The following is a 16364-nucleotide window of genomic DNA, read 5'->3' as shown; positions in this document are numbered from 1 at the left end:
GCTAAAAGCGTCCCACCATGTCCGAGAAAGTACCGATGACGCCCGAGGGGCAAGCGAGGCTCCGCGAAGAGATGCGACGACTGAAGGAGGTCGATCTACCTCAGGTCGTCAAGGACATCGGGACGGCCCGCGAGCACGGCGACCTCTCCGAGAACGCCGAGTACCACGCCGCCAAGGAGCGGCAGGGCATGATCGTGGCCCGGATCACGTTCCTCGAGCAGACGCTCTCGCGCGCCGAGGTGATCGATCCGTCGAAGCTGAGCGGCAGCAAGGTCCAGTTCGGCGCCAAGCTCAAGCTCGCGAACGTGGACTCGGGCGAGGAGCAGAGCTTCCAGATCGTCGGGCCCGAGGAGGCCGACCTCAAGGTCGGGCGCATCTCCATCGCCTCGCCGCTCGCGCGCGCGCTGCTGGGCCATGAGGTCGGCGACGAAGTCCGCGTGATGATGCCGGCGGGGCCGCGCACCTACGAGATCCTCGAAGTCTCCTACGCATGACCGATCGCAACGGGCCCGCTCCGATGCGCCCGCGGGGCCATGGGGGCTCTGGCCGGCCTCCGGGGGCGCCCGTGTCGTCGACCGGCCGGCCTGCGGGGCCGCCTGCGCCCTCCGGCCGGCCTCCTGGGGCGCCCAGCCGGCCTCCTGGGGCGCCCAGCCGGCCTCCGGGGGCGCCCGCGTCGTCGACCGGCCGGCCTCCGGGGCCGCCCGCGGCTTCCGGGCGAGCCGCCCTGGGGAGCCGCCCCGACACGGCCGCCGCTGCGGAGGCGCTCGCGGGCGGCTCGGCGCAGGGGGCGCTGGGGCACCGGGCGCCGGCCGCTCCGCGCCCGCAGACCGGGCCGTCGCGGCCGTCCACGCCCGCGCCCGCGCCGAGCCGCGCCACGTTCGCGAGCGGCAGCGCCGAGGCGGCCCCGCGGAAGCTGGAGACCGAGATCGGGTGGCGCATGGCGGACGCCTACCTCGCGCTCGCCGCGCTCGCGGTCGCGGAGCTCGTGGCCGTGGGCGTCCTGCGGTGGCGGGAGTTCGTCGGGAGCTTCGAGTTCAGCCGCGCCCTGCGCGATCTCCTGCCGCTCGCGCTCTCGGCCGCGGCCCCGTGCGCCGCCGTGCTCGGCGCGGTGCTGGAGATCGCGATGCGCGCCGAGCGCAGGGCGTTCCGCGCCGCCGCGACGCTGCTCGCGGCGGCGTTCGGCGCCGCCGTCGCGTTCGGGGTCTCGACCGGGCGCATGCTCGAGGGGGGCCGGCGGGCGCCCTTCATCGCGGCGGTGGCGCTCCTCGCCGCCGGCGCGACCTACGCGCTCGCGCCGCGCGTCGCGCGCACCCTGAAGCGCGCGCGCGCCGCGGGCCACGGCAAGTGGCTCGTGCTCGCCGCGCTCGCCGCGGTCGTCCTGATCGAGATCGCGAACGCGCGGGTGCTGCCGCGGCTCTACCCCGCCTTCCACCTCGGCCTCGCCGCGCTCACGCTCGCCGCGGCGACCTTCGCGACGCCGGCCCTGCCCGCGCGGGCGAGCGGCGAGGGCGACTGGCTCGCGCGGCGCTCGCCCAGGCTGGTGCGCGCGGCGCTCGCCCTCGTGCTCTTCGCGTTCGGCGCCGCGCTCGCGCCCCGCGCCGCCGAACGGCTCGCCCAGGCGGACAACATCCGGCTCATCTATGCGTCGCACGGCCCGCTGCTCGGCCACGTCGTCGAGCTCGCGGCCGTGCTCTCGCCGCCGGCGCCGCTCGACGAGGCGCCCCTCGACGAGCGCGCGAGCGGGCACGCGATCGACCTCCGGGGGCGCGACATCGTGCTGATCAGCGTCGACGCCCTGCGCGCCGACCACGTGGGCGCGTACGGCTACGGCCGGAAGATCACCCCGAACCTCGATCGCCTCGCGGCCGAGGGCGCGCTCTTCGAGGCGGCGTACACGCCGACGCCGCACACGTCGTACGCGGTGTCCTCGCTCATGACGGGCAAGTACCTCCGCCCGCTCGTGCTGCAGGGGCTCGGGGAGGACTCCGAGACGTTCGCGCAGCACCTCCGCCGCTACGGCTACAAGACGGCGGGCTTCTACCCGCCCGCCGTGTTCTTCATCGACGGCGAGCGCTTCGGCGCGCTTCGCGACCGCGCGCTCGACTTCGAGTACCAGAAGATCGAGTTCGCGAACGCGCCGCTCCGGGTCGAGCAGGTGCGGTCCTACATGGCCGGGCTCGCGCCGGAGCAGCGCGCGTTCCTGTGGGTGCACCTCTTCGAGCCGCACGAGCCGTACGAGGCGCACCCGGAGCACCCGCTCGGCGACCGCGACATCGACCGCTACGACGCCGAGATCGCCGCGGCGGACGCCGGCGTGGGCGCGATCGTCGACGAGATCCGCAAGGGGCGGCCGAACGCGGTCGTGATCGTCACGGCCGACCACGGCGAGGAGTTCGGCGAGCACGGCGGGCGGTACCACGGGACCACGGTCTACGAGGAGCAGGCGCGCGTCCCGCTGATCGTGAGCGCGCCGGGCGTGATCTCGCCGCGCCGCGTGCAGGCGCCGGTGCAGCTCGTCGACGTCCTGCCGACCGTGCTGGCGGGGCTCGGCATCCCGCGGCCGGCGCGCGTGCGCGGCGCCGATCTCGGCCCGCTGCTCGCGGCCGGCGACGCGGCGGCGGAGCAGGGCAAGGCGCCGCCGGGCGCGCCGCCGGCGCTCCCGGGCTTCGCGTTCGCGGAGACGGACACGCAGACCCTGCTCGCGAAGGGCACGCTGCGGCTCGTGTGCGCGCGCAAGATCGGCGCGTGCGCGCTCTACGACGTCGCGACCGACCCGCGCCAGACGCAGGACGTCTCGGCGCTGCGCCCCGCCGAGCTCGGGGCGATGCGGTCCGAGCTGCGCGCGGTCGAGGCCTCGCACGGCCGCTACGAGGTCCGGGGGCTCCGCCAGGAGGGCAAGGGCTGGCCCGACGCGCTCCGCCGCGGCATCGCCGGCGACGCCGACGCGGTGGTGGAGGTCGCGGCGCTGCTCGACGACGCGGACGTCGCGATCCGCCGCAAGGCGGGCGAGGTGCTGTTCGACCTGCGCCGCTCCGAGGCGGCCCCGTCGCTGCGGCTCGCGCTCGTGCGCGACGAGGACGACGAGGTCCGGCGCTGGGCGGCGCTCTCGCTCACGCGCCTCGGCGAGGGCGCGCCGCTCACCCGCGACCTCGTGGTGGATCGCGACCGCAAGTGGCGGCGCCTCGCGGCGCTCGCGCTGGCCGAGTCGGGCGACCGCCGCGGCGACGACGTGCTCGTCGCGTGGCTGCGCCAGGTGGTGCGCGGCGCGGAGCAGGACGACGGCGCCGAGGTGACGCCGTTCGAGCGGGCGCGGGAGATCATCGACGCGCTCGCGAAGATCCGCGTGAAGGCCGCGCTGCCGCCGCTCATCGCGGCGCTCGGCGACGTCCGCCTCCGCCCGTACGCCGCCGCCGCGCTCGCGGCGATCGGCGAGGACGCCGCGCGGCCCGCGCTCGCCGAGCGGCTGAGCCAGGAGCCTTACCAGACCGCGCGCGTCGCGATCGCGGAGGCGCTGGTGAAGCTCGGCGCCGGCCCGGAGCTCCGGGCGCCGCTCTTGCGCATGCTCGGCACGCCCGATCCGCTCCCCGGCGGGCTCGGGCTCGCGCTGCGGGCCGACATCCTCGACCTGCTCGGCGGGCCGCGCGAGCGCGATCTCGGCCGCCTGCGCCGCTTCGCGAAGAGCGGGGTCGCCCTCGGCGTGGTGATCCCGAAGGCGGGCAACGGCAAGGGCGTGCGTGTCCTCTGCCGCGCGCGGACCGACGACGGTCGCCCCGGCGAGGTCCGCGTCGGCGCGCCGGTGCGGGGGTCGCGCCCGCCGAAGCGGGACGGCGACTCGATCGTCCCGGCGAGCGCGCCCGAGCTCGATCCCGAGCGCGCGGTCACGCTCGCCGTTCCGCCCGGGAGCGAGCCGACCGAGGCGTTCGCGACGCTGCCGCCGGCGGCGGGCGCGGTCCCCGGCAGCTTCGGCAATTTCGTGGTCTACGCGACCCAGAACGTCGAGGTGCAGGCGTGCGCGGTCGTCCCGCTGAGCGACGAGATCCCGCCCCCGCCGCCTGCGCCCTGGTCGCCCGGGGACGCCGGCGGCCCCGGCGCGCGCCCGCGCCCGGGGGACGGCGCGCCGGCCGCCCATCGGCCAGATTGACGCCGCAGGCAGCGCGGCTAGAGTCCGCCGCGTGTCGGACAAGGACCGAGAGCAGGCCGAGGAGAAATCCGCGCGGAGTGAGGGTGACGACGCTGCCACGCGGAGCGATGGCGACGAGGCTGGGGCCGCGGAGGTGGCCCCGTCGCGCCCGCCTCGCAGCGCTTCGGTGAAGGGCGCGGAGGGCGCGCCGCCGAAGGGCGATGACGACGAGCGCGAGGGCGACGAGGGCGACGAGGCCGCGCAGCGCGTCGCCGCCGCGCTCGGCGTCGACGACGCCGACGAGCCGGCCGCGCCGGAGGCGGCCGGCGAGGCGGCCGAGGCGCAGCCGAACCGCGCGGCCCGCCGCCGCGAGGAGGTCGCCGCGCGCCGCCGCAAGAAGAAGCCGACGGGCGAGGAGCTGCCCAAGGACAAGAACGCCCGCGCGAAGGAGCTGCTCGCGCGCCGCAGGGAGCAGGCCGCGGGGCGCCGCCCGGTCCAGCTCCTGCCGGGCGAGATGGTCGAGGACGCGCTCAGCCGCATGACGAGCGGCGCCAGCCGGTGGATCAAGGGCAACTTCCACGTCCTCCAGTGGGGCTTCCTGGCGGCGGTCGTCGCGACCGGCGGCGTGCTCTTCTACCTGTCGCGGTCCGAGAAGAAGGACGCGGTGTCGTCGTCGGCGCTCGTCTCGGCCGTGGCCGCGGACCGGGGCAGGGTGCTCGCCGAGGACACGCGCACCGACGAGGAGAAGGAGCTCGACGCCACGAGGACCTTCAAGACCGCGGAAGAGCGGTCGGACACCGCGCTCGCCGCGTACAACAAGGTCATCGACGAGCACCCCGGCACTGGGGCGGCGCTCCTCGCGAAGCTCGGGCAGGCCGGGGTGCTGCTCGACAAGAAGGACTACCAGCACGCGCTGGACGCGTACGGCGCCGTGGTGTCGTCGCCGCTCGCCGGGGCCGATCCCGACGTGAAGGGGCGGGCGATCGAGGGGATCGGCTTCGCCCGGGAGGGCAAGGGTGATCTCGACGGCGCGCTCGAGTCGTTCAAGCAGCTCGAGGGCATCGACATGAAGGGCTACAAGGAGCTCGCGCTGTACCACCAGGCGCGGATCCACCTCGCCAAGGGCGACACCGAGAAGGCGAAGGAGCTGCTCAAGAGCGCGCACGAGAAGCTCCAGGCGCCGTCGACCGAGGGCCCCTCGCTCCAGTTCCTCGAGGCGGTCGTCGAGGAGATGCTGCGCAAGATCGATCCCTCCGCGGCGCCGCCTCGCGCCGCGTTCGGCGGCCCGAAGGGCCAGTCGATGACGCCGGAGGAGATCCAGCAGCTCATCGAGCGGGCGCGGAAGAACGCGGAGAAGAAGGCGGGCGATGAGCAGCACTAGCCGCTCGGCGGGCGCCGGGGTCGCGCTGCTCTGGCTCGGCCTCGCGCCGCTCACGGGCTGCGGCAACCTGGGCGTCTCGGCGGCGCCCGACGCGCCGCTCTGGCTGCACCACCCGGGTGGCGCGCTCGGCGTGACGACGCGCAGCGCCCTGACCGCCGAGACGCGCAAGGTCGGCGAGGCCTACGAGCGCGGCCGCCCCGAGATCGACGCGGCGCACCGGCGTCTCTTCGTCGGATCGAGCGATCACGGCTTGTACGCGGTGCGCGCCGACACGAGCGACGTCATCTGGCGCTTCGAGACGGCCGGCCCGGTGCAGAGCGAGCCGTTCTACGACGCCGCCACGGATTCGGTCTACTTCGGCTCGAACGACGGGGCGCTCTACAAGGTGCGCGCGTCGGACGGCGCGCTGATCTACCGCTTCATGACGAACTCCGAGGTCACGCGGCGGCCGGTGCTGCGCGACGGCGTGCTCTACGTGACGAACGCGAACGACACGCTGATCGCGCTCGACGCGGCGACGGGGGCGATGCGCTGGTACCAGCACCGGACGCCGGCGTTCGGGATGGAGATCTCCGGGTACGCCGGCCCGGCGCTCGGGCGGGACAAGGTCTACACCGCGTTCTCGGACGGGGTCGTGATGGCGTACGACCTCAAGAATGGCTCGGAGCAGTGGGGTCTCGTCGACCTGGCCGCCGAGGCCGAGCAGAGCGCCGGGGGCCAGGCGCCGAAGTACCTCGACACGGACACCACGCCGGTGTTCGGCCGGATCGCCTCGGGCGACGTGGTCTTCGTGGCGGGCTACGCCGGCGGGGTCTTCGCGCTGGACGCCGAGAACGGGACCCGGGCCTGGGTCAACGAGGCGGCGGTCGGCGTGACCGAGCTCGTGTTCTGGCACCAGCCGGCGCACCAGCCGCGGAGCGGCGGCGGCCCGATCGTGCCCGAGCGGAAGGTGCTGCTCGCGTCCTCCAGCAGCACCGGCCTGTGGGCCCTGGATCCCGAGGACGGCCGCACGATCTGGCGCCGGGAGCTGCCCGACGGCGGCATCTCGGCCCCGGTCCCGTTCGCCGGGGCGCTGCTCGTGACGACCACGCGGTACGGGATCTTCCTGTTCTCGCCGCTGGACGGGGCGGTGATCGACGGCATCGAGACCGGCGGTGGGATCGCGATGACGCCGGCGGCCTACGGGCGGCGCGCGTTCGTCCTGACCAACGGCGGGGCGCTGCTCAGCCTCGACGTCGAGACGCCGCCGCTCCCGAAGGGCTGAGCCCGCCTCTGGGTACCTGAACAGCCGATCAGATGGGCGTGCGCCGGCCGGGGCGAACCGGGTCGGGGGTGTGCGCTTTTGTAGGCCGGCGCGACGCGCCTCGGCCAACCTCGGTCGGGGTTTGTGGTGCGCGCGAGAGGGCACGGCCAACCTGGGTCGGACCTGTACGGATCTGTAGGGCGGGGTGCGTGTGCTGGGGTAGTAGGACGCACACGCCGGCGAACCCCGGTCGGCTCTCAGCAACCCGGGTCGGGTCTGCGCAACCTCGGTCGGCTCTCAGCAACCCGGGTCGGGTCTGCGGTTCGGGTCGGCGGTTCTGCGCAACCTCGGTCGGCTCTGCGCAACCTCGGTCGGCAACCCGGGTCGGTTCTGCGCAACCTCCGTCGGCTCTGCGCGCAGGTCTGCGCGCGACCTCCCGCGGAGCCCGAAACGCATCGCAGGCCCCCGAAATTCTTCCGGAAACCCGGGGCAGGCCCCCCTGCCCCAGGACCGGTTCTGGATCGCATAAGAAACATTATGTCAACTAACGCCGCCCGGCGGCACGGCGGGCCTGCCGTGCGCATGCCCGGCCGCAGCCGCGCACCGGTCCCGAGCGAACGCCGGCATCCTGGCGGCTTTCTCTCTCGCCGCGCGCACCCCGGCTCACGGCGGGCTCCCCCGGCGGCGCCCCGCACGGCCCCGGCGCGCCGGAGCCCGCCGGACCCACACCGGCGTCGTCGCGCGCCCCCCCCCAGTGGGCCGGCCTAGCCTAAGCCGGCAAGCTCAGCCGTCGCCGTCGTCGTCGCCCGCTTCCCCGTCGTCATCCGGCTCCTCGGCCGGCTTCGGCGCGATGGCCGACCACAGGACGACCTCGCCCGGCCGGGTCAGCGGCGTCCCGGAGGCCTCCTGTTCGCTGCGCCACGCGCGGACCTTCGCCGGCGCGTCGGGGCCGAGCGGCACGAAGCCGGCTCTCCGGTAGAAATCCTGGGCCCAGCTCGCCTTCTCCCTCGTGCGCAGCACGATCTGCTGCATCCCGAGCTCCCGCGCGCGCTCGCGGAGCTCCTCGAGCAGCCGCGTGGCGATGCCGCGCCGCTGATGGTCCGGGTGCACCGAGAGCTCCTCGAGGTACGCGACCCCGGGCGCCTCGTCGCGCCAGGCCAGGTAGCCGGCCACCTCGTCGTCCGCCTCGGCGACGCGCACGTCGTGGCGCCGCGTCAGCGCGATGAGCTCCGGGAGCGCCCGCGCCGGCACCTCGGCCGCCTCGAACCCAGCCTCGTGGTACATCGCCGTGCAGGCCTGCTCCAGCGCGACGAGCGCTTGCAGCTGCGCTTCCTGGAGGCCGGTCACGCGGATGCGCTGCGGGGCTGTCCGTTCGTCATGCATCCCCCGAGGCTAACGCCGATGCGCGGGATGCCCTACTTCTTTGCGGGCCAGGCGGCCGCGCCGCCGCTGCTCCGGCCGGAGGCGGCGCCGCGCCGACGGCCGGCCAGCGCCCCCGCGAGGCTCAGCTGCTGCGCAGCTGGAGCAGCCGCGCGATCGTCTCGCCGTCGCCGGGGGTCATCGGGACGAGGATGCCGAGCGCCGCGCCCCTCGGCGGAGCGTTCCTCCCGTCCATCGGGACCAGCCGGAGCTCCCCGGCGCTGGAGATGCCGATCACCGCCATCCGCAGCGCCGGCAGCGGCTCGATCTGCGCCGCCGGCAACCTCGGCGGAGGCGCCTGCCATGCCCCTGCCCCTTCGTAAGGTGGATCGCTCCACGACAGCTCCGACGGGGAGTTCCCGCGGCCCTCCTGGGCCTCACCGCGCGACCAGGACGCCGCCCCCTCGGCCCCCTTGCCCGGCTTCGCCCCCGGCACGTCCCGCGCCAGCGTGCGCTCGCCCTCGACGTCGGCCGAGGCGCCGTCGTCGTCCGCCGGCTCGGCGTCGGTCCAGCTGGCGCCGTCGTCGCGCGGGTCGGCCTCCATCGGCACATCCGGCCGCGCTGCGGCGGCCGACGCGCTCTCCTGGGCGCGTTGCTCCTCCAGCGAGAGGAGCGGCGTCGCTTCGTCCGGATCCTCGGTCCGGTGCTCCAGGAGCATGCGCCGCTCTCGCTCCGACAGCGTGCGGCGCATGGTGCCCTCCTCGTCGCTGGTCTCGTGCCAGGAGCGCTCGCGCCGCTCGGTCTCGTCCTGCGAGGCGGCGCCGAGGGGGCGCGCCTGCCGCCGCGCGAGCGTGACGGAGATGTTCGTGGGCACCGTCTCGCGTTGATCCGCGGGCGGCTCCGGATCGCTCGCCGGCGGCTCCGCGCTCGCGCGCTCCGGCGCCGCGTCCTTCCCCGGCACCTGGCCCGAGGGCTTGCTCGCCGCCGGGATCTTGACCGCCGGCACCTCCTGGGTCACCGCGGTCGCCGACGACACCCGCTCGTGGCTCGCGCCCGCGAACCCGATGATCGTGCGCCCCTTGGTCAGGGCAGCGCGGGATTGCGCGCCGGCCGGCGACGCCGCACCGGCCGGGGGGTCGCCCGCCGGCGACGCTCCGCCTGCGGCACGGCCCGGGAGCGCGGGGGCAGCGCCGGCAGGGCGCACCGCCGGCGGTTGCGGCGTGGACGCCGCCCCGCGCACCGGCGCTGGCTTGGCCGGCACGGGCGCCGGGGCGGGCGCGGCAGCGCGCCCCGGTGCGGCCTGCCCCGGCGCGGCCTGCGCTGACGCGCGGATCGCCGAGGCCGTGGGCTTGGGCGCGCCGGCGTCACGCGCCGCCGGCGCCGCAGCGGCCGCGCCCGGCGTCGCGCCGCCCGCGGGCGAGCGGATCGCCGAGGTCGTCTTCACGGGCGGCGGCGTGCTCGGGGTCGCGCCGCCGCGCTCTGCGCGGGCCGAGTCCGCGCCTGCGCCCGGCGGCCGCGACGGCTTCGCGCCCGGCGGCGGCGGTGGCGGCGGCGCGCCCGGCTTCGGCGGCGGCGCGCTCGGCTTCGGCGGCGGCGTGCTCGTCGCGGCGGGCGTGGCGGGCCGGGCGCTGGACGGCTGGGGCGGCGCGCTCGCGGGCGATTTCGGCGGCCTGCTGGAAGGCGCCGGCGGCGCGCCGGCGCCGGCTTCGACGGCCGTCGGCGCCGCGTCGCTCGCCGAGATCGTCTGCGCGACCTCCGCGGCGGCCTTGAAGAGCTCCAGGGCGCGCAGGTCAGCGTTGGCGTCCGAGGCCTGCTCCGCGGCGCGGCGCAGCCACCTCAGCGCTTCCTCGCGTTCGCCGCGCCCCCACAGGGCGGTCGCGGTCGACAGCGCCCAGTGCACATCCTCATCGTCTTCATCGTGCGGCGGCGGGATCGGGCGCAAGCTGGCTTCTTCCATGAGGCCTCGTGAGCAGGTCGCTCCACCTCCTATCACGACTCCCGCGCCGCCGTCTCCAGCGCGCGCCCGCGCCTCCCGCAGAACAGCATTCCCATGTCCTGAGGAATTTCCCCACGCCTTCCGCTGAATTCTTCGGTCTTCGGGGCAGCGGCCTCCTCACGCTTCGACGCCGGCGGCCTCCTCCGCGCCGCATCTTCTCGCCTGACCATCGCTCGTTTTCCCCTTCCTTTCCCCCTGCCCGACCGCGCTCGCGTACTATCCGCTTCGATGAGCCGCTCACGCGCTGTTCACCCGCGCTCGTCGCTTCGCGGGGTCGTCTTGCTTCTCCTCGTCGCCGCCTGCGCCCCCGCGTGCGGGGCGCGGCAGGCCGAGCAGCCGGCTCCGCTCGCGGCCCCGCCCGCGCTCGCGCCAGGCACGCCGCTGCTCGTCGAGCGGGGCGGGTTGTGGCTGCCCGCGACCGTGGTGGGAGGGCTCGGCCCGGATCGGGTGATCGTCCACTACGACGGAACGGACCCCGCGTGGGACGAGCCCGTCGGCTTCGATCGCGTCCGCGTCGCGCCCGCGGCAGGCGCGGCCGACTACCGCGCTGGCGAGAAGGTGCTCGTCACGGCGCAGGGCAGGCTGCTCCTCGCCGACGTCGTCCAGCAGATCGGGCCCGACGCGTGGCGCATCCACTACGAGGGCTACCCCCCGGAGATCGCCGAGGATGTCAAGCTGGATCGCATCCGGCGCCCGTTCGCAGGCCCGACGCCGTATCCAGCCGGCGAGCCGGTCGAGATCGACGCGGGGGGCAGCATGCTCCGCGCGGTCGTGCTCGCGCCGATCGCCTCGGATCGCTGGCTGGTCAGGCTCGAGGGCTTCGGCCCCGAGTACGATCAGGAGGTCACCTACGACCGCCTGCGCCCGCGCGCGTCGGCCGCCGCGCGCGCCGCGGAGCCCACGCCGACTGCCCCGGCGACGCCGGCCTCCCCTGCCCCACCGGCCTCGGCCGGCGCTGCAACGGCCGCGTCCGCCGGCTCGGTTCGCTCCTTCCAGGCCGGCGAGGAGGTGCTCGTCGCGCACCGCGGCGTCTACCACCTCGCGACCGTGGCCGGGCCCGGCGCCGGTGGGAAATGGCGCGTCCGCTACAAAAGCAGCGCCGTGGGCAGCGAGGGCCCCCTCGACGGCTCGGACGAGGAGGTCGCAGCGGACCGGCTGAGCCGCTTCGCCAGCTTGCCGAAGGGCGCGCCCTTCGCCGCGAGCCAGCGCGTCTTCGTCGAGTACCATGGCCTCTACTTTCCGGGCCACGTCGTGAGGACCATCGACAAGGGCCAGGCCCGGATCCGCTTCGAGAACTTCGGCCCTGAAGCCGACGAGATCATCCCCGTCCGCCGCCTGCGCCCGCGAACTTGAGGACGATGACCGCTTCATGGCACCCTGGCTCCGCGGGATCTCCTTCGTGAACTGCGAGCGCGGCGGCGCCGCGTCGCTCCGGCAGACGTCGAGGCCACGTGCCTCCACGAGCGCAACGGCGGCGCTCGAGCCCCACCCCTCCAACCCCGCTTCTCGTTAGGACCCCACCGCGTGCAGATCCTGTCGGAGCTCAAGCCTGGAGACACGCTGGGGCGTTACGAGATCCTGATGCCGGTCGCCCGAGGCGGGATGGCGGCGGTGTGGGCGGCGCGCCTCGTGGGCTCCCGCGGCTTCCAGAAGATCGTCGCGGTCAAGACGATGCTGCCGGAGTTCGGCGACGACCCGGCGTTCGAGGCGATGTTCCTCGACGAGGCGCGCCTCGCGTCGCGCATCCGGCACCCGCACGCGGTCGAGATCGTCGAGCTCGGCGACGAGAACGGCCTGCTCTACATCGTGATGGAGTGGGTCGACGGCGACACGATCTCCACGCTGAACAAGCAGGTGAAGTCGAGCGGCGGCGTCCCCCTGCCGATCCTCCTGCGCATCGCCTCGAGCATCTGCGCCGGCCTGCACGCCGCGCACGAGCTCCGCGACGACGAGGGGAAGCTCGTCGACCTCGTGCACCGCGACATCTCCCCGCAGAACGTCATGGTGTCGTTCGACGGCATCGTGAAGATCGTCGACTTCGGCGTCGCCAAGGCCACGGGCCGGCTGCACGAGACGCGCGTCGCCGGCCAGCTCAAGGGCAAGATCCCGTACCTCTCGCCCGAGCAGCTCACCTCGGGGAAGGTCGATCGCCGCTCCGACATCTTCTCCCTGGGCGTCCTGCTCTACACGACCCTCAGCGGCTACCACCCGTTCCGCGGCAAGACGGACGCCAAGACGATGGAGAACATCCTCCGGTACGCCCCGGTCCCCCTCCGCGAGCTCGTGCCGGACGTCCCCTTCGACCTCGCCCTCGCGATCGAGCGCGCGCTCGCCAAGGATCCGGCGGATCGCTGGAACGATTGCGCGTCGTTCCAGCGCACGCTCGACCAGATCGCGATCTCGCTCGGCACCCCCGTGACCGACGGCGACGTCGGGCGGTTCGTCCGCGACACGCTCGGGAGCATCGTGGAGGAGCGCCGGAAGAAGCTCGCCGCGGCGATCCAGGTCGCGGACAGCCGCCACTCGGCCCGCCCTCCGGTCGGGGCCGGGGCGGGCGCCGCGGGCGCGCAGCGGGGCGACCGGCGCGGCAAGCAGGCGCCCGCCGCGCCCGCCGGGAGCACCCCCCTGCCCGCCACCTTCGCCGGCATCCTGCCGGTCGCCCTCGACGACGCGCCCCCCAAATCCGCGGCCAGGTCGTTGCCCGCGTCGGGCCTCGGGGTGCCGGTCGCGTCGGCGCCGCCGTCGCTCGTGACCCCCTCGCCGCGCCCGCGGCGGAGGTGGCGCCGCCGCGTCTTCCTCGCCGTGCTCATGCTCGTGCTGCTGATCTCGGGCGCGGCGCTCGCCGCCCGCGCCGGCCTCCTCCCCGTGCCCGGCGAGGTGCACGACCTCCTGCGCGACGGGCGCGGGCTCCTGCGCAGCGCGCGCGAGGCGCTCCGCGCCCTGTTCGAGCGGCTCAGCGCCCTGCTCGCGGAGTAGCGGTCCGCCTCGCCGCGGCCGGTCGGCCCAGCCGCCCAGCCGCGCGTGCGGGGGGGCGGCGCGCCGCCCGGCCGCCCACGCGCGCCGCCCGGCCGCCCACGCGCGCCGCCCGGAGGCGCCGTCAGCGGACGCCGGCGGACGGCTCCGGCAGGCAGACGCCGAGCGCGCAGAGCAGCAGGTTGATGTCGCCGGTCGCGCAGTACACCTGCCGCGCGCAGTAGTCGTCGTAGCCGCAGAGCTGGTGGCACGACGCCTCGTTCCCGAGCGCGCCGGTGAACGTCATGCAGGACCAGCCGCTCGAGAGCCACAGCCCCTCGGGCCGCTTCGCGTCGAACAGGCACGCGTCGGCGCGCGTCTCCGGGTCGAACACCTCCGCGGTGCAGGCGTCGCCGCCCTCGAGCTTGCTCCGCGCGGCCGACATCGTGTTCAGCAGGTAGGTCACGTCGCAGGCCTGCTCGGCGGCCGAGTCCCGCGCGATGCGGGCGCGCAGCTCGTCCTTCCGCGCGGCGTAGGACCGCACGGCCCGGATCGCGTTCATCACCTGGTTGTTGCCGCCGTCGGGCTTCGTCCCCTCGGCGAGCGCCGCGAGGATCCGCTCCGCCAGCTGCTCCGCCTCCGGATCCGAGCCCGCCGAGCCGTCCTTCGCGTAGCCGAGCCGGATGAACGAGGCCGGCGTGCGCCCTGTGCACGGCCTCGTGTGCGCCCAGAGCTCCTCGCTCACGATGGGCGGCCGCTTCGTGAACGGCTCCTTGCAGACGCCCTGCGCGCCCGGCGGCAGCGAGCCCGAGGCCCGCGGCGTCGGCTGCCCCGGCCCCTCGTTGACGTACTCGGTCGACGCGCAGCCCGCGGCGCCTGCGGCGCCCGCGGCGACGGACAGCGCGAACACGCAGCTCACCGAAAGAGCGGAGGCGCGGAGAAGCGGAGCGATTCCCACGGCCGCACGGTAGCAGAGCCGGCGCTGGAGCAGAAATTCTCGCGTGCTGGGCGCGCGCGGGCGCCGGCCGCCGCGCCTCGGCTCGGGGTGGGATCCCCGCCCCGCCCGGGGCCGAGGCGCGGCGGCTCGGCGCCCTAAAGGCCGAGGTTCGACTGCTCGATCAGGTCGTCGACGACGGCCTCGAAGCTCTGCGTCCGGGCGTAGACCGCGAGCTGGCGGTCCGCGCTCGTCCCCTCCCTGAGGATCCCGCGGATCCGCTCGATCTCGTCCTGCGACCGGAAGATCTCCGCCGTCTCCTGCACGAACTCGAGCAGCTCGTCGAGGAGGTGGCGCAGCGGGACCTGCTCCTGCTTGCCGAAGTCGATGAGCTGCCCGTCGATGCCGTAGCGGACGGCGCGCCACTTGTTCTCCTCGATGAGCTCCTGCCGGTACTCGCGGAACCCGAGGTTGCGCCGGTAGAGCAGGTAGAGCTTGCCCATGACCGCCTGGATGAGCGCCGCCAGCGCGACCGTGTCGTCGAGGCGCGTGGTCATGTCGCAGATCCGGATCTCGACCGTGTCGAAGAACGGGTGGGCGCGGACGTCCCACCAGATCTTCTTCGCGTTGTCGATGCAGCCGGTCTTCACGAGCAGCTCGACGAAGCGCTGGAAGTGGCCGTAGGACTCGAACCGCCCCGGGATGCCGGTGCGGGGGAAGCGCTTGAAGATCTCGCTGCGCGTGCTCTTCAGGCCCGAGGAGCGGCCGAGCCAGAACGGCGAGCTCGTCGACAGCGCGAGGATGTGCGGGAGGAAGTAGCGGACCTGGTTCGCGAGGGCCATGCCCACCTCGCGGTCCCTCACGCCCACGTGCACGTGCAGCCCGAAGATGAGGTTCGCGCGGGCGACGTCCTGCAGGTCCTCGACGATGCCCTTGTAGCGCTCGCCGTCGGTGATCTCCTGCTTCTTCCAGTCGCTGAACGGGTGCGTCCCGGCCGCGACGATGGCCATCCCCCCCTGCCGCGCGAGCGCCCTCAGGCTGCTGCGCAGCTCGGCGAGCTCGTCGCGCGCCTGGCGGATGTCCCGGCAGATGCCCGTGCCCGTCTCGACGACCGACTGGTGCATCTCCGGGCGGACGCGCTCGCGCAGGAGCTTGTGCCCCTGCCCTCCCTCGAGCAGCTGGCTCACGTACGACCGGAGCTCGCGCGTCTCGGCGTCGACGATCTGGAACTCCTCCTCGATGCCCAGCGTGAACTGGCCGTCGAGCAGCCCCTCCACGGCGGTCATGTGGGCGCCCCGAGCCGCACCTTCTCGACCGGGCGGAGGAGCCTCGACCACGCGTAGCCGTCGCGCGTCCGCCGGCCGCCGCGCGCGCACGCGACGGCGAAGTCGACCATCCAGTCGACGGCGATGTTGAAGTAGCGCGCCCCGAGGTGCTCGACGTGCATGTCGGGCGCCGGGTTCGTGAAGTCGATCGCGTACGGCACGCCGTCCTTGATCGCGAACTCGACCGAGTTCATGTCGTAGCCGAGCGCCCGGTTGATCTTGATCGCGTCCTCGATGACGCGGTCGTGGAGCGCCTTCGGGAGCCACCGCTCGCCCTCGTGCTGCACGTAGCAGCCGCGGAGCCCGGTGGGGCCGATCCTCTTGGGGTCGTACTGGATCGGCAGGATGCGCTCCTGCCCGACGCAGAGACAGCGGACGTAGTCGTCGAAGTCGATGAACTCCTGCAGGGTCATGACGTTCTGCCCCGAGGCGTTGTAGGCCGCGATCAGCTCCTCGGGGCTGCGCACGACGGAGACGTCCTTCCAGCCGCCGCCGTCGGCGGGCTTGAGGATGGCCGGGAAGCGCACGTAGTCGACGATCGCCTCCCACCGCAGCGGGTACTCGAGGTTGCGGAGGCTGCGATCCTTGGAGATCGACGGGATGTAGTCGCGCTGGGGCAGCATGACGGTGCGCGGCGTCGCGACGCCGATCTGCGACGCGAGCGAGTAGCCGAAGAACTTGTCGTCCGCGCTCCACCAGAACGGGTCGTTGATCACGAACGCCCCGCCGAGCGCCGCGGCCTTGAGGTGGTAGCGGTAGTGCTTCACCTCGTGGCTGATCCGGTCGATGAGCACCCGGTACGGGCTCTCGAAGCGCTCCGGCGTCCCGCCGATCGTGGCGATCTCCGCCTGGACGCCCGGGACCTTGTTGCACCTCTCGAGAAAAGCCTGCGGGAAGGACTGCTCCCAGCCGACGAGGATGCCGATCTTGTCCGCCATACGCTGCTGTCTCCTCCACGTCGCGCACCCGCGACCACCAATGCTCAAGCGAGCGTACCGCGGATTTACCGGAATTTTGCCGCAGAAGTGTAGCGATGCGCTGCGCGCGGGGCGGC

The 16364-nt window shown here is 74.5% G+C and carries 11 protein-coding genes; 6 read left to right on the top strand and 5 right to left on the bottom strand.

Annotated elements, in window-relative coordinates; translation table 11 throughout:
- Positions 1–17 precede the first annotated feature (17 nt).
- The 4 genes from greA (at position 18) to WMF43_RS21310 (ending at position 6765) form a co-directional block, all read left to right on the top strand.
- Positions 18–494, top strand: a complete 477-nt coding sequence (gene greA / locus WMF43_RS21325) for a transcription elongation factor GreA (RefSeq protein ID WP_437682813.1) — start codon at positions 18–20, stop codon at positions 492–494.
- A gap of 443 nt (positions 495–937) precedes the next feature.
- Entirely contained in the window at positions 938–4141 is a 3204-nt protein-coding gene (locus WMF43_RS21320; RefSeq protein WP_437682811.1) for a sulfatase-like hydrolase/transferase, read from the top strand.
- A 166-nt stretch (positions 4142–4307) separates the two neighbouring features.
- Positions 4308–5501 carry a tetratricopeptide repeat protein gene (locus tag WMF43_RS21315; RefSeq protein ID WP_437682809.1) on the top strand — a complete coding sequence of 398 codons (1194 nt, stop codon included), beginning with the start codon at positions 4308–4310 and terminating at the stop codon, positions 5499–5501.
- Positions 5488–6765 carry an outer membrane protein assembly factor BamB family protein gene (locus WMF43_RS21310; protein WP_437682808.1) on the top strand — a complete coding sequence of 426 codons (1278 nt, stop codon included), beginning with the start codon at positions 5488–5490 and terminating at the stop codon, positions 6763–6765. The genes WMF43_RS21315 and WMF43_RS21310 overlap by 14 nt, the downstream gene beginning before the upstream one ends.
- 762 nt (positions 6766–7527) lie before the next feature.
- Here WMF43_RS21310 and WMF43_RS21305 read toward each other — a convergent pair.
- Positions 7528–8127: a GNAT family N-acetyltransferase gene (locus WMF43_RS21305; RefSeq protein WP_437682806.1), complete on the bottom strand. Its 600-nt coding sequence runs from the start codon at positions 8125–8127 to the stop codon at positions 7528–7530.
- Between the two features lie 121 nt (positions 8128–8248).
- Positions 8249–10060 carry a hypothetical protein gene (locus WMF43_RS21300; protein ID WP_437682804.1) on the bottom strand — a complete coding sequence of 604 codons (1812 nt, stop codon included), beginning with the start codon at positions 10058–10060 and terminating at the stop codon, positions 8249–8251.
- A 267-nt stretch (positions 10061–10327) separates the two neighbouring features.
- Between WMF43_RS21300 and WMF43_RS21295 the strand changes: the two genes are divergently transcribed.
- Together WMF43_RS21295 and WMF43_RS21290 are read left to right on the top strand one after the other, a co-directional pair.
- The gene (locus tag WMF43_RS21295; RefSeq protein WP_437682803.1) at positions 10328–11452 is read left to right on the top strand and encodes a hypothetical protein; all 1125 of its coding nucleotides are present in this window, start codon (positions 10328–10330) and stop codon (positions 11450–11452) included.
- Between the two features lie 171 nt (positions 11453–11623).
- On the top strand, positions 11624–13075 hold the full coding sequence (locus WMF43_RS21290) for a serine/threonine protein kinase (protein WP_437682801.1): 1452 nt from the start codon (positions 11624–11626) through the stop codon (positions 13073–13075).
- 121 nt (positions 13076–13196) lie between these two features.
- Here WMF43_RS21290 and WMF43_RS21285 read toward each other — a convergent pair whose 3' ends face one another.
- The 3 genes from WMF43_RS21285 to WMF43_RS21275 form a co-directional block, all read right to left on the bottom strand.
- Complete coding sequence (locus WMF43_RS21285) at positions 13197–13961, bottom strand: hypothetical protein (RefSeq protein ID WP_437682799.1); 765 nt, start codon at positions 13959–13961, stop codon at positions 13197–13199.
- Between the two features lie 182 nt (positions 13962–14143).
- A complete protein-coding gene (locus tag WMF43_RS21280; protein ID WP_437682797.1) occupies positions 14144–15271 on the bottom strand; it encodes a carboxylate-amine ligase in 1128 nt (375 codons plus the stop codon).
- On the bottom strand, positions 15268–16248 hold the full coding sequence (locus WMF43_RS21275; protein ID WP_437682796.1) for an ATP-grasp domain-containing protein: 981 nt from the start codon (positions 16246–16248) through the stop codon (positions 15268–15270). The genes WMF43_RS21280 and WMF43_RS21275 overlap by 4 nt, the downstream gene beginning before the upstream one ends.
- Positions 16249–16364: the final 116 nt, after the last annotated feature.

Source organism: Sorangium sp. So ce131 (assembly GCF_051519095.1).
Taxonomy (GTDB): Bacteria; Myxococcota_A; Polyangia; order Polyangiales; family Polyangiaceae; genus Sorangium.
This window is presented reverse-complemented; position numbering and strand designations above follow the sequence as displayed.